The 24,400-nt window shown below is 68.7% G+C and carries 23 protein-coding genes; 17 read left to right on the forward strand and 6 right to left on the reverse strand.

Going from position 1 to position 24,400, the window contains the following annotated elements:
• Positions 1 to 10: 10 nt before the first annotated feature.
• A complete protein-coding gene (locus LXM50_RS12480) occupies positions 11 to 1,288 on the reverse strand; it encodes a DNA cytosine methyltransferase (protein WP_233311648.1) in 1,278 nt (425 codons plus the stop codon).
• Positions 1,289 to 1,376: 88 nt separating this feature from the next.
• Between LXM50_RS12480 and LXM50_RS12485 the strand changes: the two genes are divergently transcribed.
• From LXM50_RS12485 to LXM50_RS12500, 4 genes are all read left to right on the forward strand, one after another.
• Positions 1,377 to 1,829, forward strand: a complete 453-nt coding sequence (locus LXM50_RS12485; RefSeq protein WP_267920867.1) for a very short patch repair endonuclease — start codon at positions 1,377 to 1,379, stop codon at positions 1,827 to 1,829.
• 38 nt (positions 1,830 to 1,867) lie between these two features.
• A complete protein-coding gene (locus LXM50_RS12490) occupies positions 1,868 to 2,224 on the forward strand; it encodes a nucleotide pyrophosphohydrolase (protein ID WP_233311649.1) in 357 nt (118 codons plus the stop codon).
• Positions 2,225 to 2,271: 47 nt separating this feature from the next.
• Positions 2,272 to 2,598: a hypothetical protein gene (locus LXM50_RS12495; protein WP_233311650.1), complete on the forward strand. Its 327-nt coding sequence runs from the start codon at positions 2,272 to 2,274 to the stop codon at positions 2,596 to 2,598.
• 77 nt (positions 2,599 to 2,675) lie between these two features.
• A complete protein-coding gene (locus LXM50_RS12500) occupies positions 2,676 to 3,779 on the forward strand; it encodes a nuclease-related domain-containing protein (protein WP_233311651.1) in 1,104 nt (367 codons plus the stop codon).
• Positions 3,780 to 3,812: 33 nt separating this feature from the next.
• On the opposite strand, the gene LXM50_RS12505 is transcribed toward LXM50_RS12500, so the two are convergent.
• From LXM50_RS12505 to LXM50_RS12515, 3 genes are all read right to left on the reverse strand, one after another.
• Positions 3,813 to 4,274: a PKD domain-containing protein gene (locus LXM50_RS12505; protein WP_233311652.1), complete on the reverse strand. Its 462-nt coding sequence runs from the start codon at positions 4,272 to 4,274 to the stop codon at positions 3,813 to 3,815.
• 392 nt (positions 4,275 to 4,666) lie between these two features.
• Positions 4,667 to 5,218, reverse strand: coding sequence for a hypothetical protein (locus LXM50_RS12510; RefSeq protein ID WP_233311653.1), 552 nt, complete (start codon positions 5,216 to 5,218; stop codon positions 4,667 to 4,669).
• Between the two features lie 216 nt (positions 5,219 to 5,434).
• Complete coding sequence (locus LXM50_RS12515; RefSeq protein ID WP_233311654.1) at positions 5,435 to 6,019, reverse strand: TetR/AcrR family transcriptional regulator; 585 nt, start codon at positions 6,017 to 6,019, stop codon at positions 5,435 to 5,437.
• Positions 6,020 to 6,141: 122 nt separating this feature from the next.
• Between LXM50_RS12515 and LXM50_RS12520 the strand changes: the two genes are divergently transcribed.
• Together LXM50_RS12520 and LXM50_RS12525 are read left to right on the forward strand one after the other, a co-directional pair.
• Positions 6,142 to 7,137, forward strand: a complete 996-nt coding sequence (locus LXM50_RS12520; RefSeq protein ID WP_233311655.1) for an SDR family NAD(P)-dependent oxidoreductase — start codon at positions 6,142 to 6,144, stop codon at positions 7,135 to 7,137.
• Positions 7,138 to 7,640: 503 nt separating this feature from the next.
• The gene (locus LXM50_RS12525; protein ID WP_233311656.1) at positions 7,641 to 7,949 is read left to right on the forward strand and encodes a hypothetical protein; all 309 of its coding nucleotides are present in this window, start codon (positions 7,641 to 7,643) and stop codon (positions 7,947 to 7,949) included.
• A 188-nt stretch (positions 7,950 to 8,137) separates the two neighbouring features.
• Here the strand turns inward: LXM50_RS12525 and LXM50_RS12530 are convergent, their stop codons facing one another.
• Entirely contained in the window at positions 8,138 to 9,739 is a 1,602-nt protein-coding gene (locus LXM50_RS12530) for an APC family permease (RefSeq protein ID WP_233311657.1), read from the reverse strand.
• 302 nt (positions 9,740 to 10,041) lie between these two features.
• Here LXM50_RS12530 and purL point away from each other — a divergent pair, with 302 nt between their 5' ends.
• The 7 genes from purL (at position 10,042) to LXM50_RS12565 (ending at position 17,595) form a co-directional block, all read left to right on the forward strand.
• Entirely contained in the window at positions 10,042 to 12,369 is a 2,328-nt protein-coding gene (purL, locus tag LXM50_RS12535; protein WP_233311658.1) for a phosphoribosylformylglycinamidine synthase subunit PurL, read from the forward strand.
• 18 nt (positions 12,370 to 12,387) lie between these two features.
• Positions 12,388 to 12,534 (forward strand): hypothetical protein, encoded by a 147-nt coding sequence (locus tag LXM50_RS12540; protein ID WP_233311659.1) that lies wholly within the window; start codon positions 12,388 to 12,390, stop codon positions 12,532 to 12,534.
• 131 nt (positions 12,535 to 12,665) lie between these two features.
• Positions 12,666 to 12,989, forward strand: a complete 324-nt coding sequence (locus tag LXM50_RS12545; RefSeq protein WP_233311660.1) for a cupin domain-containing protein — start codon at positions 12,666 to 12,668, stop codon at positions 12,987 to 12,989.
• Positions 12,990 to 13,064: 75 nt separating this feature from the next.
• Positions 13,065 to 14,084 (forward strand): LacI family DNA-binding transcriptional regulator, encoded by a 1,020-nt coding sequence (locus tag LXM50_RS12550; protein ID WP_233311661.1) that lies wholly within the window; start codon positions 13,065 to 13,067, stop codon positions 14,082 to 14,084.
• 138 nt (positions 14,085 to 14,222) lie between these two features.
• The gene (locus LXM50_RS12555) at positions 14,223 to 15,596 is read left to right on the forward strand and encodes an APC family permease (RefSeq protein WP_233311662.1); all 1,374 of its coding nucleotides are present in this window, start codon (positions 14,223 to 14,225) and stop codon (positions 15,594 to 15,596) included.
• Positions 15,597 to 15,598: 2 nt separating this feature from the next.
• Positions 15,599 to 17,200 (forward strand): amidohydrolase, encoded by a 1,602-nt coding sequence (locus LXM50_RS12560; protein WP_233311663.1) that lies wholly within the window; start codon positions 15,599 to 15,601, stop codon positions 17,198 to 17,200.
• Between the two features lie 44 nt (positions 17,201 to 17,244).
• Positions 17,245 to 17,595: a TraR/DksA C4-type zinc finger protein gene (locus LXM50_RS12565; protein ID WP_233311664.1), complete on the forward strand. Its 351-nt coding sequence runs from the start codon at positions 17,245 to 17,247 to the stop codon at positions 17,593 to 17,595.
• A gap of 128 nt (positions 17,596 to 17,723) precedes the next feature.
• On the opposite strand, the gene LXM50_RS12570 is transcribed toward LXM50_RS12565, so the two are convergent.
• On the reverse strand, positions 17,724 to 19,349 hold the full coding sequence (locus LXM50_RS12570; RefSeq protein ID WP_233311665.1) for a LuxR C-terminal-related transcriptional regulator: 1,626 nt from the start codon (positions 19,347 to 19,349) through the stop codon (positions 17,724 to 17,726).
• 124 nt (positions 19,350 to 19,473) lie between these two features.
• Here LXM50_RS12570 and LXM50_RS12575 point away from each other — a divergent pair, with 124 nt between their 5' ends.
• From LXM50_RS12575 to LXM50_RS12590, 4 genes are all read left to right on the forward strand, one after another.
• The gene (locus tag LXM50_RS12575; protein ID WP_233311666.1) at positions 19,474 to 20,760 is read left to right on the forward strand and encodes an MFS transporter; all 1,287 of its coding nucleotides are present in this window, start codon (positions 19,474 to 19,476) and stop codon (positions 20,758 to 20,760) included.
• A gap of 384 nt (positions 20,761 to 21,144) precedes the next feature.
• Entirely contained in the window at positions 21,145 to 22,410 is a 1,266-nt protein-coding gene (locus tag LXM50_RS12580) for a hypothetical protein (protein WP_233311667.1), read from the forward strand.
• A 71-nt stretch (positions 22,411 to 22,481) separates the two neighbouring features.
• Positions 22,482 to 23,177 carry an SGNH/GDSL hydrolase family protein gene (locus LXM50_RS12585; RefSeq protein WP_233311668.1) on the forward strand — a complete coding sequence of 232 codons (696 nt, stop codon included), beginning with the start codon at positions 22,482 to 22,484 and terminating at the stop codon, positions 23,175 to 23,177.
• A 291-nt stretch (positions 23,178 to 23,468) separates the two neighbouring features.
• Entirely contained in the window at positions 23,469 to 24,398 is a 930-nt protein-coding gene (locus LXM50_RS12590) for a hypothetical protein (RefSeq protein ID WP_233311669.1), read from the forward strand.
• The last annotated feature ends 2 nt before the right edge of the window (positions 24,399 to 24,400 follow it).

Here is a 24,400-nt window from a genome sequence, read left to right on the forward strand (position 1 = left end):
TTTGCTCCCGTCAGCTCACACGGCTCGTGAATTTGGCAACCGCCTCGTGGCGCCAGTGGTTCGACTGTCCCGTGAAGCCCTTGAAATCACCGAGGCGATACCGCTGGGTGCCGTGGTCATCGATCACTTCTAGCTCGAAGTCGCGCTGCAGAGCCGCAAGCCGCTGCTGCACAGCGACCTCACTCCCCTCGTTGTAGACCTCGACAAGCTCGGCGAGGCTCAGTGGGTGCGCACTCTTGGCGAGAGCGCGATAGACCGGATCGTGCAGCTGCGCGACTCCCTCGAGGTCAGTTCGCGGTTCGCCTTCGTGGCGCAGCGCAGCGATAATGCTCTCCCCAATGGCCTGGGCCACCGGCGGCGGAAATGCGTTGCCGATCTGGCGATATTGAGAAGTCTTTCTCCCCGAGAACTCATACTCGTCCTCAACTCTCCAACCCTGAATGCGAGCGGCCATCTCGATCGTCAGGCGCGGCATCACGTCGGTCGGCGCTGGCGCATCGGCTCCCGGAACCGCATCCGCGATCCCCCGACCATCAACGCCGAGCTTGGCCCACGCCTGCTTGGCCCTCGTGGGTCCTAGGTCTGCTCCTCCATGTTTCTTGCTGCCCCCGACGAGTGTCGGTCCGATATCACTAGCAATTGCACGCCATGCGTCGGCGTGCTTCCACCCCTCGGAAGCCATTAGCTCATACAACGCGTCACCCACGGTGACACGCTCATTGGCATCCGTGTCTGGCCAACGGAAGTACTGCATGTCAGCCATCGGAAGCGCAACCAGAACGAACCGAGGCCGCAGTTGAGGAACTCCGAAGTCGGCAGCGTGAAGGAGCTTCCACTCCCCCACGAATCCCAGCTCATCCAGCCGGTCCAGGATCCGCTGCCGATACGCCGCGAAGCGCGGTGCAGCGAGACCACGCACGTTCTCGAGCATCACTGCCTTCGGACGGATCACTGGGATTTGCTCGATCGCCCACGCGAAAAGGTCACGCTCATCAGAGGTGCCGAGCTGTTTCCCCGCCGCCGAGAACGGGGGGCACGGGACGCCACCGGCGAAAAGCGTGACGCCGGAGTAGTCACCCGGGTCCCATACGCCCGGGTTGGCGACGTCACCGACGACGACGGGCGCATCCAGATTCCGACGAAGCGTGTCAGCCGCCGTCTGATCGATCTCGACGGCAAGCTTGTGGACGAAGCCCGCCTTGTGAAGCCCGAGCGACTGCCCGCCGGCGCCTGCACAGACTTCTACGACGCTGAACTCTTGCTTGCTAGCTGCGGGTGTCTTGGCCACGCTGCAATGGTAAGGCGACCATCAGACATAGGTCAGCTGCCTCTCCGCTGACCACGTGACGTGTGCGCGGCGCGCGTAGCCTGAACAAATGGATGGAGCGCGCGCCGCATCGGCCTCACCTGCACTTACTGCGCCGACCACTGGGCGCCGACGGAACATGCAGGCCAATCGCCGACGCGACACCAAGCCCGAGCTGGCACTTCGGTCGGCCCTTCACCGTGCCGGGATGCGCTTTCGGTGCGACCTCCGCCTCGACCTTCCCGGCGGACACGTTCGCCCCGACATCGTGTTCACACGGAAGAAGATCGCTATCTTCGTCGATGGTTGTTTCTGGCACAGTTGCCCGGTCCATGGGTCGCGCCCCTCGGTGAATCAGTCGTACTGGTCCCCCAAACTCGCGCGCAACGTCGAACGGGATGCCCAGAACACCGACTTGCTTCGGGAGGCGGGGTGGACAGTCATAAGGGTTTGGGAACACGTGTCGCTGAGCGAAGCAGTGGAGCAGGTCCGAGACGCAGTCGATGCGGCTCCTCATCGCTAGCTCGTCACCAGGTTCGCCAGCGTTGCTAGCCTCGGACCATGCCGTCCCTCACGACACTCGCCGCCCTCCGCGCCTTCGTCGAAGAGCGGGACTGGGATCAGTTCCACACTCCGGAGAATCTCGCGAAGAGCATCGCGATCGAGTCGGGCGAACTGCTGGAGTGCTTCCAGTGGAACGGCCAATTCGACCAGACGCGCGTCGAGGAAGAGCTCGCCGACGTCGTCACCTACTGCATCCACCTGGCGAACCGGATCGGTGCAGACCTCGACGACATCGTGCTGCGCAAGCTCGAGTCGAGCCGCACGAAATACCCCGTCGAGCAGGCCCGAGGCCGCATGGTCAAGTACACGCAGCTCGCGGCCGAGGGGACGCCCGACGGGCGACGGCAAAACTGACCACGACGCTCCCACAGCGATCACGCTCCATGCGAGAGGATGACGCCATGACTCCTCAGCGCACCGTCTTGTTACATGCGTCCGGGCAGCCAGGAGATGTCGCGCGAGCGATCGGCATGGCTGGGATCCTGCACGGAGAGCGACCCAAGACGCGGATCCGCATCATCGTGAATGGGCCGGCGATCCCCGGTGTCGCCGCGGCCTCCGCACCACTTCCCATGACGGACGACGCCACCGTCGAAGCATGCGAGGGTGGGCTCCGCAGTCACCGAATCGGAGTTGACGAGCTCCAACCCGGCGTCATCACGGTGCCCGCCGCGGTCGTCGCACTCAGCGATGCCCAGTTCGACGGAGCCGCCTACATCCGCGTCTGATCGGCATTGCGGATCCGGTCCGCGCCACGCGCGGGCGACGCGCCGGGAAAGTCCGCGGCCGCTGGTTGGCTGGACGGATGGAGATCTCCACGCTGGTCCTGCTCGTCATCGTCGCCGTGCTGGTGGTCGCGTTCGCGCTCACGGCGTGGGGGCTGAGCAGGCGCAACCGCCGGACGAGGGACGAGCTGCAGCGCCGCTTCGCCGACGAGGAGAGCTCACTCGTCGAGCGCCAGGCCAGCGCGACGCGCGAGCTGCAGAGCACGCACAGTGAAACGCTCGCCACCCTGACCACGCGGCATGACACCGAGATCAAGCAACGCCTCGATGCGCACGAAGAGCAGGTGCGATCCCTCATCGCCGAGCGCGACGCGGCGATCGCGAACGAGGAGGGGTCCCGTCTGCTCGCCGGTCGCGGATTGCGGTGGGAGCTCGCATCGCGCGAAGTTCTCGTCGACGCATGCGAGGCGGCCGGGCTCGACGCGATCGTCGCGACGAACATCGTCTTCTCGCCGCATGACGAAGGATCCATCGCGCCCTACTGCGCGCAGCTCGATCACCTGGTGATCACCGAGAAGGCCGTCGTGCTGGTCGACAGCAAGAACTGGAAGGGCCTCATCCTCGACGGCAAGAAGCCGTCGACGCTCGCGGGCGCACTGGGGGTGCTGTTCGACGAGAGCGCGCTGCCGCCGTCGTTCGCGATCGCCGTCTCGCGAGACGGCGGGGAGCGTCTCGACGTGCGCACGCTGCTCGGCTCTGAATCCCCTGCCTCGCAGGTGCGCCGTCAGGCCCGTCGCTTCTATCAGCACCTCTCTGCACGCCACGGATCCGCGCCCTACCTGCAGACCTGCGTGTTCTACTCGCACCCCGACGCGCGCGTATGGACCGGAGGCCTCGACGAGACCGCGAAGGCGCAGCCCACGCGGATCGCATCCGTCCGCACGATCCAGAAGGCGCTCCTCGACGCGCAGACGGGCGGCCCGGCCGGCCCCTCATCGCACCAGCTCACGCAGCTCGTCGCGACGGTGCGCGAACTCGGCGCCGACCTGTACGGCACAGGTCGCTTCGCCGCGGAGTTCCGCAGCTCAGTGCCGCTGAACTTCCGGATGCCCGCGCACGGAACGCTGTCTGCCCACACCGGGACCGCGGAGGGACCGCGGATCCGGGAGCGCCGCGGGGCGTAGGCCTGAGGCGGACGGCTTCGGCTCTGTATCGGGTCAGCAGCCGGGGGCCTTGGGACGCTCCAGGCAGGTGCCCTGAACCAGGGCCGTATGCGCCTTGACGACGCGGATCTGCTGGTTCGCGGGCGGGCCGTTCAGCGTGCCGTTGATCGGGATCCAGCCGGTGCCGAGATCGATGTCCGCAGCATAGGTCACTGTGACGGTCACCGTGTAGGTGCCGGGCTGCTTGTAGACGTGGCTCGTATCGGTAGGCGTGAACTGCGCCTGCCCACTCGCGTCCCAGGCCGTGCCCGGCGTCGTGCTCGTGCGCTGCTCACCGTCGCCGTAGTCGAACGCGTAGTTCACCGGCGTGAATCGGATGGTGAGCGCCCGGCCGAGGATCGTGCCCGAGATCGTCTCGGTCTTGGCGCTGCTCAGGAAGTTCGCCGGCAGTCCGACGACCGCGACGTTGTCAGGCTCGCCAGCGACAGTCGCTGTGGACGGGACGAAGCGCGCCAAGTCCGAGACCGTGACGCTCCAGCCGGGGACGGTGGGAGACGGTTGCCCGTTTGCTACACCCAGGGGTGCGAGAGAGCGACAGAAGGCACTGGGCGGCCCCGGGGTTGCGGCGCAGATCTCATATGGCGACGGTTCTGCGGTGCCGGCGTCACCTGGGGAACCCGGGTCACCGGGGCTGCCGCCGCCTGGACCTCCTGTGCCGTCGCCGCCATCCGTCACGGTGTCCCCGATCGTGACGCCGCCAGCATCCGCGCCACAGAGTCCAGCAGCTATCTCGTCGGTGCTGCAAGCAGGTGGTGCGCCTGTCGCAGCAACCTTGGAAGGTGCAAATGTGTCAGACATCATCGGGCTAATCAGAAGCACAGCGAGGATCAGTTGGGTTGTTGCCGACCTCAAGGGCGACATGAGTGTTCTCCTGCGACCGCGCTTGTTATCTCCAGATGGTCGCGCCGCTCGGTCATGGTGACGTGGAGCGCAACCAAGCCGGCTCGCGTCGACGGCGTGACGTCTGCGCCGGAATCATCAACGACCCGACTCTGAGTCACATCGACGCACAGGTTGGCACTTATCTGCCCTCGCGCTTGGTCATAGTCGATCGGGTCAAAGGAACTGACTCGGTTAGGGCCAACAATCTTCAGGTGTTTCTCTTTGAACATTCGCTGCGCGTTGATGTCATCATCGAGCGCCTGTCCTGAAAGGAAGCTCTGCGGGTCCACGTCTTCTTTGCCTTCTCGACGCTCATTGCTTGCTTCGTTGTAGTCCCGGTACACCTGTTCCGCGGCCTTGAATGCCTCCGCCTCGCTCGTGAACAGCGGGGTCGGGGTGGGCTTGGGAGCAGGGCCGGGGGTGCAGCCGACCAGACCTACTGCGGTGGCGACGAGCACCACGGCGATGCCCGCTCGCAGCGGCTCCATGAGGCGGCCGGCACGACCGGCCGGGGTCACGAGAGCACTGCGTCGAGGTTTCACTCCCACACCGTAACCGGATCCGGGGCGCCGCCGCGGGAGTTATCCACAGGCGCGGCTCCGAGAGCGTGCCGCGTTTCGTCTCGCTTCGCTCGCTCAACGACCCCAAAGGGCGGGCCCGGCGCTACGTTCCGTCGCTCACTCAACGACCCCGGAAAAGACACTAGGCGCGGGGTTTCGTCTCGCTGCGCCCGCTCAACGACCTCGGGGCGGCGCCGCGATCCCGTGCATCACGAGGTCCACGAGCCCGTCGACGCGTTCCGCCGTGAGGGGCCGGCCGAGCAGCGCCGCATACGACGTCGCCGCGACGAACTGGTCCGCGACGGCGGTCGGATCCGCGTCGGCGCGCACCGAACCGTCCTCCTGGGCGCGGGCGATGCGGGCGACGATCCACGACACGATCGGATCCGCGAACCGGTGGTTCAGGGCCTCGCCCAGCGCAGGATCCGTGGCGGTCACCGCGATGAGCGCACGGGCGAGCTCGACGTTCTCCGCACGGGACAGGTGCTCCCCCGCCGTTGCGAACCAGGCCCGCAGATCCGCTGCCAGATCGCCGGAGAACGGCAGCGCGACGTCGGCCCCAGGAAGCGCACCCTCCAGTAGCGCCTCGCCGAGGATCGCCGCCTTCGACGGCCACCAGCGGTAGATCGTCTGCTTCGAGACGCCGGCCTCGGCGGCGAGGCCCTCGATGGTCACGGCGGCGTAGCCGTCTGCGGCGAGCGCGCCTCGCATCGCGGCCAGCACCGACTGACGGGCGTTCTCACTGCGCGGACGGGGCACCCTTCGAGAGTAGCGAGGTGTACGCTCAGCAATAAGTGGACGCACCGTTGCGAAACTCGATCGCGACCCAGAAGGGGAGCGGCGCGACGGATCGGATCCACGAGCGAACGAAGGAGACACCCATGGCCCTGACCGCGAATTCCTCCATCGGCGACTGGCTGGCCGACCCGACCGGCGGCGACCTGATCCGCGGGCTGCTGGCGCAGTCCGGAGCGAGCGCCGACTCGCTCACCCCTGTGCTCGGACTGCCCCTGCAGCAGCTCGTCGTGATGAGCCAGGGCGCCATGCCGCAGTCCGTGGTCGACGACCTCGTCCGCGCGGCGAACGGCGGAGAGATCCCCGAAGACGTCGCTCCGAGCGGCTGGACCGAGCAGACCACCCCCGGCCGCTTCGCCGGCAAGACCGTGATCGTCACCGGCGCCGCCTCGGGCATCGGCAAGGCCACGGCTTCCCGCGTCGCGCGTGAGGGCGGCCGTGTCATCGCCTGCGACATCGCGGCGGACAAGCTCGACGCCCTGAGCACGGAACTGCCCGGCATCGTGACCGTGGCCGGCGACCTGACCCAGCAGGACGCGATCGACCGTGTCGTCGCCGCAGCGGGTGACCGCATCGATGGCCTCGCCAACGTCGCCGGCATCAACGACGACTTCTCCCCTGCCGGCGAGACGCCCGACGCCGTCTGGGACCGCGTGATCGCGATCAACCTCACCGCGCCGTTCAAGCTCATGCGTGCGGTGCTGCCGATCATGGAGGCGGCGGGACGCGGATCCATCCTCAACGTCTCGAGCGAGGCGGGTCTGCGCGGCAACGCGTCGGGCAACGCCTACACCGCCAGCAAGCACGGCATCATCGGCGTCACCAAGTCGGCGGCCTTCATGTACGGCCCCAAGGGGATCCGCGTGAACTCCGTCGCACCCGGCGGCGTCGCGACCGGGATCCCGATGCCTCCGCACATGTCGGAGTACGGATCCGGCCGGCTCGCGCCGTTCCAGCAGGCGATCCCCACTGTCGCGACCGCCGAGCATCTCGCCGCCTCGATCACGTTCCTGCTCTCGGACGACGCCGTGAACATCAACGGCGCGATCCTCGCCTCCGACGGCGGGTGGTCGGTGCAGTAGCGCGTCACTCGCCTGAGGCGGGCAGGAGCCCGAGGGCGGTCAGGCACCGAGCCCACTACTTCCGGCGGCGCACCACCAGCACGACGAACAACGCGACGAAGACGGCGACGAGTGCTCCTGCGGTGATCCCCACGGTTCCTCCCCAGCGATGCGGCCCGAGATGGGCGGCGGGCTTGGATTCTCGCACACGGATGTCGGCGCGCTCCCAGCCGCGATCGCCCTTCGCTCGACGTCGCCTAGCCGGAACGCCGCAACCGGTCAACCCCCTCCGCGCCGCGGCAGAACGCCGCTACGGTCGTGCTCGTCACCGGGAGATGGACGCAGGAGGAAGGTTCCCGGCGCATGCGGGACTCCCGGGCTTCAGGACCCCGCCAAGCCGCGGAACCCCGAGGATCCGGGCCGGACAGCCACCGGCCCGGATCCTCGCCGCCGATGACGAGCGGATCCACGCAGGTGTTCCGCGTCACCCGCAGGATCCGATCGAAAGGCGTAGCGTCCGGAGCATGGCAATCCTCTACTACGGCGGCTCCGAGCACCCGATCGAGATCGAAGACGTCGCCCTCGCCCACCTGAAGATCGTGATCGCGACGAAGCTCCGCCGCAACGAGAGCTTCACGCTGTCCTGGCGCCACGAAGGCGACCAGCCCCTCGGACGCTCCACGATCTGGCTGCACCCGTCCATCCCGCTGCGGTTCGAGTTCACCGATCCGACGCCGCCCGAGATCGACCCGCGACGCGTCCAGGCCTACGCGAACTCCGCCAACACCTCCGGAGGGATCCTGCTCCCCGACGAGGCCACGCTCGACCTCTGACGGGTGAGGATCCGGGAGCGCTGTGAGATCGCCGATCCTCGTGCGCGGGTGTGAGCGTCGCCGTCAGGGCGACCGAAGCGACGTCACGATCGGCACACCGTGTGACGATCAGCACACGATTCAGCCGGATCCCCGTGCTGATCGCGACACGGTGTGCTGATCGTCACTCGGGAACGAGTCGGCGACCGTCAGCTGCCGAGACCGTCGTCGAAGACCTGCAGCGCCGAGGTGTCGTTCGTGGCGTCGGTGCGCGTGAGGCGCTTGCCACGGAAGAAGTCGGGGGCGACCCTCGCCTGGACGAACATGAGGATCACGCCGAGGCCCAGCACGGTGACGCCGATGATGCCGACCAAGCCGACCCCACCGATGTTGCTGCCGGATCCGGCGTTCGGATCCATCGCGTCGATCGTCGTCTTGACGAACACGATCAGCAGCAGGATCCCGCCGAGGCCGGGCAGCACGATCTTCATCATGATCGAGCCGAAGCCCTCGCGGATCGCCGCCTTGCGGAAGTACCAGGGGCTCGCGAGCGCGGTGACGCCGTAGTAGAAGCACACCATCATGCCGAGGGCCGTGATCGTGTCCCACAGCACGTCCTCGCTGATGAAGCGCATCACGGCGTAGAACACCGAGGCGACGATCGACGAGAGCAGCAGCGCCACGTGCGGCGACTTGTACTTCGGGTGCACCTTCTTCAGCGACGCGGGCAGCGCCCCGTAGTGCGACATCGCGAGCAGGGTGCGTGCCGGCGAGATCGCCGTCGAGTTGATCGACGCCATCGCGCTGACCAGGATCGCGAGCGAGAGCAGGATCGCGGCCGGTCCCATAACCGGGTGCGCGAGCGCCGCGAACACGTTCTCGATGATGTCGGGATTGCCCAGCCCGGTCGGTCCGTCGCCGAGACCGGCGAACGCGACGGTGGCAGTCGCCGTGCCGACGTAGAGCACGACCAGGATCGCGACGAGGATCATCGCCGCCTTGCTCTCGGTCGAGAGGCGGCCCTTCGACGGCTTGGTCTCCTCACCCATGGTGAGCACCGTGTCCCAGCCCCAGTACACGAAGATCGACACCGCGATGCCGGCGGCGAACGCGCTGAAGCTCGACACCTCGAACGGGTTGAACCAGCTCAGCTCGGGCATCTTCGCCTGCGTGTTGGCCGGATTCCCCGCGCCGACGAACATGGCGACCACGAACCAGACCATGACCGCCATCTGGAAGATCACGGTGATGTACTGGAAGATCTTCGTCGACGTCATGCCGCGGTAGGAGATCAGCGTCGCGAGCGCCATGAACGCCAGGCACACCGCGATGTTGATGAACTTGTTCGCCGCGAGATCCGCGATCGACGGATCGCCGACGACGATGCTGATCGACTGGAACAGGAACTCGACGGCGATGCCGGCGAGGTTCGACAGCACCAGCACGGTCGCCGCGATCAGGCCCCAGCCGGCCATCCAGCCGATCCACGGTCCGAAGGCGCGGGTGGCCCAGGTGAACGACGTGCCCGAGTCGGGCATCGCCGAGTTCAGCGCGCGGTAGCCGAGCGCCACGAGCAGCATCGGGATGAAGCCCATGAGGAAGATCGCGGGGGTCTGATAGCCGACCTCGCTCGCGGCGGGTCCCACCGCGGCCGTCAGCGTGTACGCCGGCGCACAGGTCGAGATCCCGATCACCAGGGCGCCCAGCACGCCCACGGTGCCGGTCGGCAGACCCTTCTTGCTGATGCCCGTGACAGAGTCGAGGGTCCGCGTGGCCGGATCCGGCACGCCCTGGTCGTACTTCACACTCATGCGAGTCCTGCTTCCTGCGCTCCGTCGCACGGCCGCCCCGATGGCGACACGGTGTCCGGCAACGCTGCGCCCCACCGTCGATTCTATGGGTGGGCTGAAAACGGCGCAGGCGGGGATGCACCGATCAGGTGACGATCTGCACACCATGCGACGATCAGCACACCTTCCGGCCGGATCCGTGTGCTGATCGTGACGACGTGTGCTGATCGTGACGACAGCGCCTCGGAACCACGCGCGGATCCGGGCCTTCGACCGCCGGTAGACTAGACCCTGCCCCGCCTCCCCTCGCTCCAGGAGCCCGCGTGACCTCTCCGAACACCCCCACCGACCACGTCCCCGACTCGGTCGCGAACGCAGAAGCGACGCCGGAGAAGGAGCAGCCGTACGCGGCGCTCGGCCTCAAGGACGACGAGTACGCGCGGATCCGCGAGATCCTCGGCCGCCGCCCCACGTCGGGCGAGCTGGCGATGTACTCGGTGATGTGGAGCGAGCACTGCTCCTACAAGTCCTCCAAGAACTACCTGCGCCGGTTCGGCCAGAAGGTCTCGGACGAGATGAAGAAGCGCCTCATGGTGGGCATGGGCCAGAACGCGGGCGTCATCGACGTCGGTGAGGGCTGGGCCGTCACGTTCAAGGCCGAGTCGCACAACCACCCCTCGTTCATCGAGCCGTTCCAGGGCGCCGCGACCGGCGTCGGCGGCATCGTCCGCGACATCATCTCGATGGGCGCCCGCCCGGTCGCCGTGATGGACGCGCTGCGTTTCGGCGCGATCGACGACCCCGACACGGCCCGCGTCGTGCACGGCGTCACCGCCGGCATCAGCTTCTACGGCAACTGCCTGGGACTTCCGAACATCGGCGGCGAGACGGTGTTCGACGCCGTCTACCAGGCCAACCCCCTCGTGAACGCGCTCGCGGTGGGCGTGCTGCGCCATGAGGACCTCAAGCTCGCGAACGCCACCGGCGTCGGCAACAAGGTCGTGCTCTTCGGTGCCCGCACCGGCGGCGACGGCATCGGCGGCGCGTCGATCCTCGCCTCCGACTCCTTCGACTCGACCGGCCCGACCAAGCGCCCCGCGGTGCAGGTCGGCGACCCGTTCGCCGAGAAGGTGCTCATCGAGTGCTGCCTCGAGCTCTACCGCGACGAGCTCGTCGAGGCGATCCAGGACCTCGGCGCCGCCGGCATCTCCTGCGCCACGAGCGAGCTGGCCGCCAACGGCAACAGCGGCATGCACGTGTCGCTCGACAACGTGCTGCTGCGCGACCCCACCCTGACCGCTGAGGAGATCCTCATGTCGGAGTCGCAGGAGCGCATGATGGCGATCGTCGCGCCCGAGAAGCTCGACGCGTTCCTCGCCGTCGTGAAGAAGTGGGACGTCGAGACCTCGGTGCTCGGCGAGGTCACCGGCGACGGCCGCCTCATCATCGACTGGCAGGGCGAGCGCATCGTCGACGTGGATCCGTCCACCGTCGCCGTCGACGGCCCGGTCTACGACCGCCCGGTCGCGTACCCCACCTGGATCGACGCCCTGCAGGCGGACGCCGCGGAGCTGCTCCCCCGCGACAACGACCCCGAGGCCCTCAAGCAGCAGTTCCTGGCGCTGCTGGAGAGCCCGAACCTCGCCGACACCCGCTGGATCACCAACCAGTACGACTACTACGTGCTCGGCAACACCGCCCTCGCCTTCCCCGACGACGCCGGCATGATCCGCGTCGATGAGGAGTCGGGCCTCGGCTTCTCGATCGCGACCGACGCGAACGGCCGCTACAGCCAGCTCGACCCCTACGCGGGCGCGCAGCTCGCCCTCGCCGAGGCGTACCGCAACGTCGCCGTCACCGGCGCCGAGCCCACGGCGATCACCGACTGCCTGAACTTCGGATCCCCGGAGAACCCCGAGGTCATGTGGCAGTTCGGCCAGACGGTCGACGGCCTCGCCGATGGCTGCTTCGAGCTCGGCACCCCGGTCACGGGCGGCAACGTCTCGTTCTACAACCAGACCGGCGACGTGCCGATCCACCCGACCCCGCTGGTCGGCGTGCTCGGCATCATCGACGACGTCTCCCGCCGGATCCCCTCGGGCTGGCAGGACGAGGGCCAGAACATCTACCTGCTCGGCACCACCGCGACCGAGCTTTCCGGATCCGCCTGGGCCGACGTCATCCACGACCATCTCGGCGGCCTGCCGCCCAAGGTCGACCTTGCCGGCGAGAAGCGCCTGGCCGGCTTGATCGCCGCCGCACGCGACGAGTGGCTGATCTCCTCGGCGCACGACCTGAGCGAGGGCGGCCTCGGCCAGGCCCTCGCCGAGGGCGTCATGCGCTTCGGCGTGGGCGCCCGCGTGTGGCTGACCGAGCTCATGGAGCGCGACGGCGTGGACGCCGCGACCGCGCTGTTCTCCGAGTCGGCCGGCCGCGTGATCGTGACGGTGCCCCGGGAGGACGACGTGAAGTTCCAGGGCCTGTGCGAAGGCCGCGGCTACCCGGTGCTCCGCATCGGCGTGACCGACAGCGCCCCTCAGCTCGAGGTGCAGGACGTCTTCACCGTCTCCGTCGACGAGCTGCGCGCGACCGCCCAGGCGACCCTGCCGGCGGCGTTCGGCCCGACCGTCGCGGAGCCCGTCGGGGCCTGACGGCCCGGGAGGACGCTCATGAACAGCACCCCCGAGGAGACCGAGGACCTCTCGATCTACAGCGACCGGCGGCAGCGCCGGATCCGCATCACCGCATGGGTGGTGATCGTCGCCCTCATCCTGGTGGGCGGTGGCTCCACCGTGCTCGCCGTGCTGCTGGGCTGAGACGCCGCCTGTGCAGGGCGCCGGGGTTCACCTCGGGCGCAGTTCTGCAGGGAGGCTCGGCTGTTCTGCAGGGGGCGAGGGTTCACCTCGGTCGCCCTGCGGCGTACCCTCGGGCAGGGAACGGAGGCGCCATGACCGTCCAGCCCATCGACGTCGCCCTCGACGCGAGCGTCGAGGGGTATCTCATCGGATCCCCGGTGAGCATCATCCGCGAATTCGCCTCGACCCCCGGATCCGGTCCGCGACTGCACCGGCACCCCTATGTCGAGACGTTCGTGATCCACCGCGGCCGCGCACTGTTCACCGTCGGCGATGAGCAGGTCGTCGGCGGGGGCGGGCAGATCCTCGTCGTTCCCGCGCTGGTCGCGCACCGCTTCGAAGTGCTCGACGGCGGCACCTACGAGGCCACGCACGTGCACGCCAACGACCGCTTCATCACGGAGTGGCTCGAGTAGCGGATCCGGCGGTTCGGTGCCTGCGGACGCGGGGGCGGAACAGCCGCTCCTCCCGCACGGGGTAGGTTCGAGAGCATGCGACCCGAGCGTGCGGTGACACTGCAGGACATCGCCGATCGCCTCGGTGTCTCCCGCTCGACGGCGTCGTTCGCGATCACGGGGCGCGGCCGCGTGTCGGAGGACATGCGCCGCCGTGTGCACGAGGTCGCCGACGAGCTCGGCTACCGGCCCAACACCGTCGCCCGCCACCTCAAGGGGTCGCGGACCGGAATGCTCGCGCTGCGCCTGCCGCCGGACAGCACCACGATGTCGTACTACATGGAGGCGACCTTCGGCATCGTCGAGGAGGCGAACCGCGCCGGCATGACGGTCATCATGCTGCCCACCGAGCAGAACGCCGACCGCGCCGATCAGCTCGTCGCCGATGCGGTGATCCTGCTCGACCCCGATCTCAACGACCCTGCAGTGCACACGCTGCTCGCCGGGCGCCTGCCCGTGATCACCGGCGAGCCGACGCCCGACGGCCTCCCGGAGCCCCGCGCCTGGGTCACCAGCGAGCACGCGCCCGCGGTGCGCGAGCTCATGGATCACCTCCTCGAACGCGGCATGCGCCGTCCGGCGATGCTCTTCCCCGAGCTGCGCGGCTACTGGGCCCTCACGGTGCGCGATGCCTTCGTGGACTGGTGCGCCGACCGCGGCATCCGCCCCCGCATCACCGAGCTCGAGCACCCCGCCCCGCCGGAGGTCATCCACGCGGCCGTCTCTCAGCTCGTCGCGGCGGACGACGAGGATCCGGTCGACGCGATCGTGACAGTCTCCGACGGCACCGTGCTCAGCGTCGTCACCAGCGCGCAGCAGCTCGGCCGGACGGTCGGCGAGGACCTGCTCGTCGCCGCCCTCGTCGACACCGAGGTGCTCTCCCTCACCCGGCCCTCCATCACCGCGATCGACCTGCACCCCCGCGAGTTCGGACGGCGCTGCACCCTCGCCGCCCTCGACGTGCTCGACTCCGACGGCGCCGCCGAAGCCGCGCCGCGCCGCGATGTCGTGCCGATCACCGTGCACTACCGCGACTCCACCCGCGGGTCCGCCTGACAGGCGCCGACAGGTCCGCCGGGCCTGATTCCCGAAGATCCCCTTGTTTTGCTTTATCGATATTGCTACTCTTCTAGCACCTTGATCCACTGACCTCAGCGACCGACGGCGATGTCGTGTCGCTCTTCAGGAGCCCCTATGTCAACGCCCGACGAAACCCTGGCCTCACCGACCGAGCTCACGGCTCAAGTCACGGAGGGCCGCTTCAAACGGGTGCTCGGAGTGCCCTCGCTCGTCCTGTTCGGCCTCGTCTACATGGTGCCGTTGACGGCGTTCACGACGTACGGGATCGTCACCCAGCTCACCGGCGGACGCGTCGCCGCGACCTACATCATCACGCTCGTCGCGATGGTGTTCACGGCGCGGTCGTACGCGCGGATGTCGGTCGCCTATCCGTACTCCGGATCCGCCTACGTCTACACCCAGCAGTCGTTCGGCGGCGCCCTCGGCTTCCTCGCCGGCTGGGCGCTGCTGCTCGACTACCTGTTCCTGCCGATGATCAACTACCTCATCATCGGCCTCTACATGGGCAGCAGCTTCCCCGGGGTGCCCACCTGGGTCTGGATCGTCGCCGCCATCGCGATCGTGACCGTGCTCAACATCGTCGGGATCGTGTCCGTCGCCCGCGCGAACTTCGTGATCATCGCCGTGCAGGCCGTGTTCATCGTCGCGTTCATCGCACTCTCCGTCGGCGCCGCATCCGGTCACGGCGTCGACCCGCTCACACCGTTCACCGGAGACGGCACCGTCAGCAGCTTCCTTCCCCTGTTCCAGGGCGCGGCGATCCTGTGCCTGTCCTTCCTCGGCTTCGACTCGGTCTCGACCCTCGCCGAGGAGGCGAAGGACTCCCGGCGCACGGTACCCAGGGCCATCATGATCGTCACCATCGCCGCGGGGCTGCTGTTCATCCTGCTCACCTACGTCGCCCAGATCGCCTACCCGTCGAACCGCTTCACCTCCGCCGACACCGCGAGCATCGAGGTGGTCGCCTCGCTCGGTCAGCAGTGGCTGTCCACCCTGTTCATCGCGGGCTTCATCGCCGGCAGCATCGGATCCGCCCTCACCTCGCAAGCCTCCGTGGCCCGGATCCTGTTCGCGATGGGACGGGACGGAGTGCTGCCCCGCGCCGTCTTCGGACACCTGAACAAGCGCTTCGGCACCCCGGTGATCCCGATCCTCATCGTCTCGGTCGTCTCGCTCTACGCACTGTTCGCCGATCTGCTCACCGTGTCGAACATGATCAGCTTCGGCGCCCTCATCGCGTTCTCCTGCGTGAACCTGGCGACGATCAAGCACTACTTCGTCGATCGCGGCGAGCGCAGCGGATGGAACGCGGTCCGCAACCTCGTCCTGCCCGGCATCGGCTTCGCGCTCACGGTCTGGCTGTGGACGAACCTCTCCGGCATGACCTTCGTCGTCGGCCTGTCCTGGCTGGCGATCGGCTTCGTGTTGCTCCTCATCGTCACGCGGTTCTTCCGCCGTCCCACCCCGACCCTCGATCTGAAGGAGTGACATTGGTCGACACGATCGTCATCGCAGCGCGGGTGCACTCGCTCGCACCGGAGACCGCAGAGGGGGCGGACGCCGTCGCGATCACCGACGGACGCATCACCGCCGTCGGGCCCAGAGCCGAGATCCTCCCGCTCGCGGAAGCGGCCACGGAGCTCATCACCCACGCGAGCGCGACGATCGTCCCCGGCCTCGTCGACGCGCACAGCCACCCGATCTACAGCCTCGGGATCGTCCGCGGGCTGTCGTTGACGGGCGTGCACACCTATGCCGAGCTCGTCGCGGCCCTCGAGCGAGGGCGCGACGAGCAGGCCGGCGACGAGTGGTTCCTCGCCTGGGGCCTCGATCCGACCGCGTTCGAAGGACGCCCGATCGGCAACGCCGCGCTGCACGAGGTGCTCGGGAGCGACCGCCCCGCCTACATCAAGATGTTCGACGCGCATTCGGGCATCGCCTCGGCATCAGCCCTGGCCCGCGCGGGAATCGATGCTCCGGTGACGCATCCGGACGGATCCGGGGCGGTCGGCGACGAGGGCGGCCGCCTCACCGGGCACCTGATCGAGTTCCCGACCATGGAGATCGTCGAGCGGACCCTGCCCGTCCTGGGATTCGACGACCGGGTCGCACAGCTCCATCGCCTGCTGTCGGACATGGCCGCGGTCGGCATCACGGCGGCGCACGTCATGGACCTGCAGGACGACGACGCGCTCGACCTGCTCGCCGCGATCGAGGCGTCCGGCGACCTGCCCGTGCGGCTGCGGATCTCTCCCTGGGTCACGCCCGAGACGACGGACGCAGAGGTCGCCGCGCTCGTCGGAATGCAGGGGCGCGGCGGCCGGCGGTACAGGGTCGAAGGCGTGAAGTTCTTCATCGACGGCACGGTGGAGGGCGGCACCGCCTGGCTTTCGCGTCCCGACGCCGAGGGCGAGGGTCTGTCCTCGACGTGGACGCCCGCCGAGGACTACGCGGAGCGGGTGCGACAGTTCGACGACGCCGGTGTGCCCACCGCGACACACGCGATCGGCGAGCAGGGGATCCGCTTCGTCGCGGAGACGCTCGCGGCTCTGCCGAAGGGCGGCGTGCCGCACCGCATCGAGCACATCGAATCCGTCGAAGACGACGTCATCGCGATGATCGGCGCGAACGGCATCGTTGCGAGCATGCAGCCGACGCACTGCACGCACCATGTGCGCAGGGACGGCTCCGACGACTGGTCGCGGCGTCTCGGCGCCGAGCGCGCGTCGCGCGCCTGGCGCACCGCCGACGTGCGCCGCAGCGGTGCGGTGCTCGCCCTCGGATCGGACTGGCCGGTCGCGGCGTTCGACCCGTGGGAGATCCTGGCGGACGCCCAGGGGCGTCGATCCGTCGCCATGGCCGGCTCCGCGCCCGTCGGCCCGGAACAGGCGCTCACCGCCGTCGAGGCGCTCGAGGGGTACACGTCGCATGCGCATCGCGCGGTCGCGTCGGACGGAGGACGACTCGTCCCCGGTGCGCCCGCGGATCTCGTCGTGGTCGATCGCGATCCGCTGGCGGCCTCGCCCGAAGAGCTCCTCGGGGCTCGCGTGCTGCTCACCCTCGTCGACGGGAAGCCCACCGTCGGGCCGTGAGCACCGCCGGCCCGACCGAACACGGCGGGCCTAGAGTGAGCCGCATGGCTCCCGATCCCCGCGCTCTGCTCGAGGAGCTCCGCGCCGCGGCAGCGACCCAGGTCGCTGAGACCGACGCCGCGCTCCGGGAACTCCTGCGCGACCGGGAGGGCTCGAACGACGACGACGAACACGACCCGGAAGGCGTGACGCTGTCGTCCGAGTGGTCCCGCCTCCACGGGCTCGCCGATGCCGCGGCCGCGAAGCTGCAGCAGGTCGACGATGCACTCGCCCGCCTGGACGCCGGCACCTACGGCATCTGCGCCTCGTGCGGCCGGCCGATCCCCGCCAGTCGTCTCGAGGTGCGCCCGTTCGCCGAGCACTGCGTCGCCTGCGCCGAGCGTCTCGGACGCTGATGGCTCGCACCGAACCGGCGACCGCCTCCATCGTCGGTTGAGGTCGCGATCCCGAGTGCTGATGCTCGCGCTATGACGGATCCAGCTCGTTCTGCCGCCCTGTGGGCTGAGTTGTCGGGATCGCGGTCTCACAGCAGGCCGCGACCTCGCGCGACGGCGATCGCATCCTCCCTGTTGGTCACTCCGAGCTTGCGGTAGATGCTTCGGACCTGGGACTTGACGGTGTTCGACGAGACGAAGAGGGCCGACGCCACGGCTTTGATCGATGACGTGTGCACGAGCTCGCCGAGCACGACGGCTTCCCGCTCGGTCAGGCTCGCCTCGTCCTCCCAGTGGAGCAGGAGAGACCGCGCCGGAATGTTCTGAGCGATGTCGTCGCGACCGACGTCTGCGAGCGCCCGTCTGACCCGTTCCAGGTCGGAGGACGGGATCAGCACGAGTGCCAGACGTTGACCGCTGTGCTCCAGGACGGCGGCGAGCTGGCGCGCGAGCCCCGCGGTCCTGGTCGACGGCGCGGCGCGGAGAAGAGCAGCCAGTTCGATGGTCAGCCGCTCCGCTTCCGAGCGGGCGGAGAGCCCTGCGACGACGGCGCGCCGGGATTCGCTGAGAACCGTGTCGATGCGCCCGAGGACCAGAGCCACACGCGCGCGCTGCACGTGCGCGTCGGCGCCGAGGCCCAGATCGCGGCGGAGCGCGACCGAGGCGGCGTGGGGGTCGCCGAGGGCGAGATGGATCACGCCGCGGATACCGGCGAGCCGATGCCGCGCATCGACGGATCGTCCCTCGGCGCCGCGCCTCGCGACCAACGCGTCGAGTCGGGCGATCGCTTCCCCCGGTCGCCCGTCGACGAGCTCCGTCCAGGCCTCGACGATCGCGATCTCGACCCAGAACTCGATCGTGTCGCGGTCGTGGACCATGCTCGCCAGATGCTCGCGCGCCGTGGCGGTGTCGAATCGCTCGAGGGCGATCAACGCTTCGGCCAGGCGGTAGAAGGTGCCCGAGTACATCGATCTCTGGACATCCGTCCAGTGGTCGTCGCGCGCGAGCTCGGCGTATCGGGCGGCCGAGCCCATGTCGCCGCGTAGGGCGTGGATGCCGGCCAGCATCGAGATGTTCCCGAACCCGTTGTGCGGGTGTTCCGGCGCCGCTTCGGCGTAGCCCTTCGCCAGCGTTCCGAGCGCCTCCTCGACGTTTCCCGCGTAGTAGAACGACGTCCCGATCTGGCTGTAGATCCGTGGGATGTCGCCGACCTCCGCGCGCTGGTCGTCGCTCAGGCCATCGAGCGCGCGCACGGCCGCTCGCGCGGAGCGGATCCCGAGACGAGGACGGCCGAGGAGGCGATACGCAACCGCCTCGCTGGCTCGGATGAGAGCACGATCGATCGCGGGGAGTTCGTGCTTCCTGCCGTGCGCCACCCGCAGGACGGAGAGGAGGATGCGGGCGGAACGGAGACGGTGGTGCGGGAGGCCGAAGAACGACAGGCCGTAGACGAATCCGAGAAGCGGACGGCTCTGGAGATCGGCCGGCGGCAGATCACGGAGAAGTTCGCGGAGCTCGTCCGAATGGGCGGCGATCAGCGCGAACCACTCGGCGCGGAGCAGATCCATGACGACGTCGTAGTCCTCGATCGCGACGGCGTCCGAGATCTCCTGCACGGTCGCCGGAACAGCCAGCTCGGGAGGATTCCGGAAAGAGCCTTCTCTGCCGCGTGCGTCGCTCGTCTGTCCGTCTCCCAGAGCCGGCGTGCTCTCCATGTCCGATATTCTGCCGGAGTCGTCGCACCCCGATCGACCGCGGGTACGGCCTGCTCCGACGAGCCGATGCGCGGCCTGTTCATGCCGCCCGGACAGAGGGGGGCTCGCCGGACGAGAGGCCGTCATGAAGCACGTCGTGGAAGAACCGCTGCCCCGTGAACGCCAGGATCCGCCAGCCGAAGGCACGCGGCTGCTCGGCCTGAAGGCGAACCTCGCGAAGTTCTTCCTGCTCGCCGCTCTCGTTCCCCCGGCGACCGTGGCGATCGCCCGACGAGCGTCGGAGCTCGAGGGTGCCGACGCTGCGGCAGGCTGGACTGCAGCCATCATCGCGATCGGCTCCGGCAGCGCGATCGCGGGCGCGCTGATCGCAGGGTGGGCGGCCGACCTCGGAGCACGGACGCTGCGCAGCCGCTGGTGGGTGCTCTTCGGGGGCACCGCGCTGGGGGTTCTCGCGCTCGCCTGGATGAGCCTCTCCCGTTCCGGATGGGAGCTCGCCGCCGGCTGGGGTCTGGCGCAGGGGGGCCTGTCGGGAGCGATCGCCGTGTCCCGGGCTCTGCTGACGCATGTGTCGGCCGTGCATCGGGAGCGCAGCGCGGTGGTCATGATCGCGGTGTCCTCGGTGGGGCTGCTCGTCCCCATCGCGATGTTGATGCTCTTTCCCGGATCCGCGTGGGGGACGACGATCTGCCTCGCGCTGTGCGCTGCGGCTGTGCCCGCGATCGCACTGACGCGCACTTCTCCGCGGACCGGGGACCGGGACCGCGCTCGGGCCTCCGTTCCCGCGCGCGAGGCGGACCGCACGGCGGCGCCGCGGATGTCGTGGGTCGCGGTTCTCGTGCTCGGCTTCAGCTCGCAGGTCGCCTTGTCGGCGTACCTGACGTACCACCCGCTGGACATCGTCGCGCGTCTCGGTCTCGACTGGGATCGGGCGACTCAGGCGGGAACCCTCGTCCTCGCCGTAGCGCTCCTCGGTCTCGTCGGAGCGGCCACCGTCATGCTGATCCTCCCCCGCATGCTCAGATCCACACTTCCGCTTCTCTCCATCGCGGGGGTGCTGCTGGTGACGGGATTGATCCTCCGGGCGATGACGGCCTCCCTCGTGCCGCTGGCGCTGGCCGGCCTTCTCAGCGGGATCGCGATCGGCATCAGCACCACCTTGCTCTTCACCGCCGCATTGGCGCTCACGACGTCGGAACGAGCCGGCTGGAGGCTGGGCGTGTACAGCGCCGTCATCGGCATCGGCCAGCTCATCGGCCCGTCGCTCGTCCTCGGGGTCGTGATCGCGATCAGAGGCGTCCCGGACTATTCCACGCTCTTCCTGCTGCTCGCCGTCATCCCGTTCGGCTGGATCACCATCGCGATCGTGCTGATGCTCCGCCAGCGGCGCAGGGACGCGCTTCGGTCATGCTGACGGGCCCGAGACTCCTGCGGCGCGCCTCAGCGGCGCGACGCCCCGTTTCACCCCCATTTCACCCCGGAATCGATCGCTTCCCCCGCACGGCTCGGACAGGCTGTTGAGTATCCGATACCTGCCGCGCGTGGGGAGTGGAGCAGCGCTCCGTCGGCGTGGGCGCAAGACGTTCGCGCCTGATCGCGGCATGCGATCTCGCGCCCGCCACCCACGACGCGCACCTGATTCAGAGCGTGACGACGAAGGAGAGACATCACGATGATGCAAGGACGTGCAGCGGGAAAGACTCAGGGGCCGAACACGCCAGAGGGCGGGCCGTCAGTCGCCACGACGGGACGGATCAGCCGGCGCACGATCGTCCGAGGTGCGGTGTGGAGCGTCCCCGTGATCGCGACCGCCGCCGCGATGCCGCTGGCTGCGGCGTCGGTGGGTTCCCCGACTCTGAAGTTCATCAACGGCCCCTACAGCGTGGGCGGCTGCAGCGATCTGACCAACGTGACTCTCGCGGCGACGACGAACGGCACGACGCCTGCGGCGAGCACGACGGTGACCGTCGTCCTGCCGAGTGGTCTCACCTGGGCGGACGGGTTCACCGGCCCCCGCAGCTTCACGACGGACCCAAACGGCAAGGTGGTCCTGCCCGCGATCACAGCGAAGCCAAACGCGGCCTCCACCCCGTCTCTGGGTGCGTCGATGACCGGCGCGAACGCAACGGCGCCGGTGGTCGTGACCGCTCAGGTCGGCGCGAAGATCTACGACGTCGTCTCGACCGGGAACCCTCCCGCGACCGGGATCCCGCTCGGATCGGTGGCCGTCGGCCACGGAACCTTCCTCAACCCGGACGGCAGCCTCGTCTACTTCAACACCGTCGCGGGAAAGGCGATGCCGCTCGCGACCAACGTCACCAGCGGCACCACCATCCTCATCGGAGGAACCCAGTCCTACTCCACGTATGTGTCGGGCGGGGTCGCCACCGTGCAGGACGTGGCCACGGGAACCACGATCACGGCCGCCGGCGTGCCGAACGGATCCACCGCGGTCGGTCATGCGACCTTCCTCGCACCCAACGGAGACCTGTACTACTTCAACTCGGCCACGAACACGTCCGTCCTCGTCGCCTCCGGGGTGTCGAGCGCGAAGGTGTCGCTCTTCAACGGAACACAGCCCGTTCTGACCTTCGTCGCGGGCGGCGTTGCGAGGGCGTACAACGCCACCACCGGGAGCTACGTCACCGCGACCGGCGTCCCCGCCGGAACCACCGCCGTCGGCCATTCCACGTACCTCGCCCCGGACGGGCTGCTCTACTACTACCGGGCAGCCACCGGCACCGCGGTCGTGGTCAGTTCTGGCGTGTCCAGCGCGACAACGACGCTCTATGGCGGCACCGATCCGTACGTGACGTATGTGACCACCGGCATCCCCGCGGTCTACGGCGTCACCAACGGGACCTATCAGACCGCGACGGGCGTTCCCGCGAACTCGGTCGTCGTCGGACACGCGACCTACCTCGCACCGGACGGACGGTTGGTCTACTACAACGCCGGGGCCAACGCGCCGATCGTCCTCGACACAGGTGTGACGAGCGCCGTCGTGCACCTCTACGGCGGCACCGATCCGATCGCGACCTACACGCACAACCTGGTCTGTTGACCCGGTGATGGAATGGCGGCGCGTGCATGTGCGCCGCCATTTCCGTCGGCATCGCCCACCAGAATGGATCCATGACCGCCGACGCCGACGTCCTCGCCCGTGCCCTCACCTCCGATGCCCCGCTCACCTGGGTGCTGACCGGCGATTCGATCACGCACGGCCTGGTCCACACGCAGGGCGGTCGCACGTACGCGGAGCACCTGCACGAGATCGTCCGCGGCGAGCTCGGCCGGGTGCACGACGCGGTCATCGACACCGCGATCAGCGGATGGAGGGTGGTGCAGCTCCTCGACGACTTCGACCGCCGGGTCGCCACCTGGCGTCCGCAGGTGGTCACGGTCATGATCGGCACGAACGACTGCTCCGACGAGGGCGTGTTCCCCGTGATCACGCCCTCCGAGTTCGCGGCTTCGCTCACCGCGTTCGTCCGGCGCGTGCGCGAGCTCGGAGCGATCCCGGTGCTGCAGACGCCTCCCGCCGTGGACGTGCCGAACGCTCCCGAGCGCGGCCGCATCGCGGAGTTCGCGCAGGCGGTGCGCGATGTCGCAGCAGCCGAGGGCACGATCCTCGTGGATCAGTTCGCCCGGTTCGCCACACTCGGCAACGGCGGGGTGCCGTGGGGACTGATGAACGACCCGTTCCACCCCAACGCCACCGGGCACGAGGCCCTCGCGCTCGAACTCGCCGAGGTGCTGGGTCTGGACCCGGCCGAGTCCCGCGTGCTGCCGAAGCTTCGCGCCGACGTCGCCGCAGGAAGGCTGAACTGACGCGGAGAGCGCACCTTCGCTCGCTGGCCGCATGGCACCCTTCCAGGTCACCCGCTGGTCGCAATCTGCCCCTCCAGACCGCTCACTGGTCCCATGCCGCCCCTTCACGGGCATGGAAGGGGCGGTATGGGACCAGAGAACAGAGGCCGGCAGGACGCGACCAGCGGGCGGAACCGGGACGTCGGCGCCGGTCGCCACGGGGTGACACGGGGGCGGGTGCTGAAGAGACTGCTGTGACCCTGCGATCCACCGATGACGGGCGGATCCGTCCGGCATAGGCTGAGGGGCATCATGCAGGAGTTCTTGAACGGTTTCTGGACGTTCGCGCAGCACTATTGGTGGCTCGTGTTCCCGCTCATGGGCGTGGCCGGGGGCATCGCGCGGCGGTGGCAGGTGCTGTCGCAACAACGTCATCGGCAACGGCTCGAGACGCTGCGGTTGAAGGGCGAGATCAAGGCCGCCCAGCTCGCCGCGAGGGGTCAGGTCGCGCCGACGATGTCACCGCGCGAGGTCGCGCAGCAGCAGGCGAACTCGTCGAAGGAGCTCCTCGGACGCCTGTTCACCGAGCACGACGAGATCACCGCCCGCTGGCTGGACTACGAGCTCGACGTCGCCAAGATGATCGCGTTTCCCGCCATGAGCGACGGACGCCAGCCGCTGACCGCGGCATTCCTGCGCGCGAAGAAGACCGCCGATGCGCTGCGGCCGAGCTCAGCCGACGCGAGGGTGACCGAGCAGCAGGTGTCGGAGTATCTCGACGCGGTCGGCAACTACGCGGTCGCCTTCGAGATCGCGGAGAAGGACGCCCGTCGCCTGCGCGATTCCACATTCACCGAGACGGAGCGCAAGCGCCTCGAGCGCGCGCAGCACATGCTGAAGGTCGCCGTGGATCAGTCCGCCACGGCCGCAGAACGCCAGACCGCGTACCGCCGCGTGCGCGAGGAGCTGGACGGCCTCATCGATCTCTCCGACGCCGCCGTCGAGAACCTCGAGAAGAAGGTCGCCCTCCAGCTGGAGCGGGGCCAGGCTTCCGAGGCCGCCGTCCCCTCTCGCGAAGGGGCCGAGGCGGATCCGGCCCTCGCGCCGGCATCGGTCCCGCAGCCGGATCCGGTCGCGCAGGGAGATCCCGACGCGCTCGCGGATCCGATCCCGGTCCGGGATCCGCTCGCAGCCGCGGATCCGCGGCGCCAGGCCGCGCCGCTGCGGAATCCGGAGCGCTGAGG

Origin of the sequence: Microbacterium sp. Au-Mic1, assembly GCF_021341785.1 — a bacterium.
In the GTDB taxonomy this organism is placed as follows: domain Bacteria; phylum Actinomycetota; class Actinomycetes; order Actinomycetales; family Microbacteriaceae; genus Microbacterium.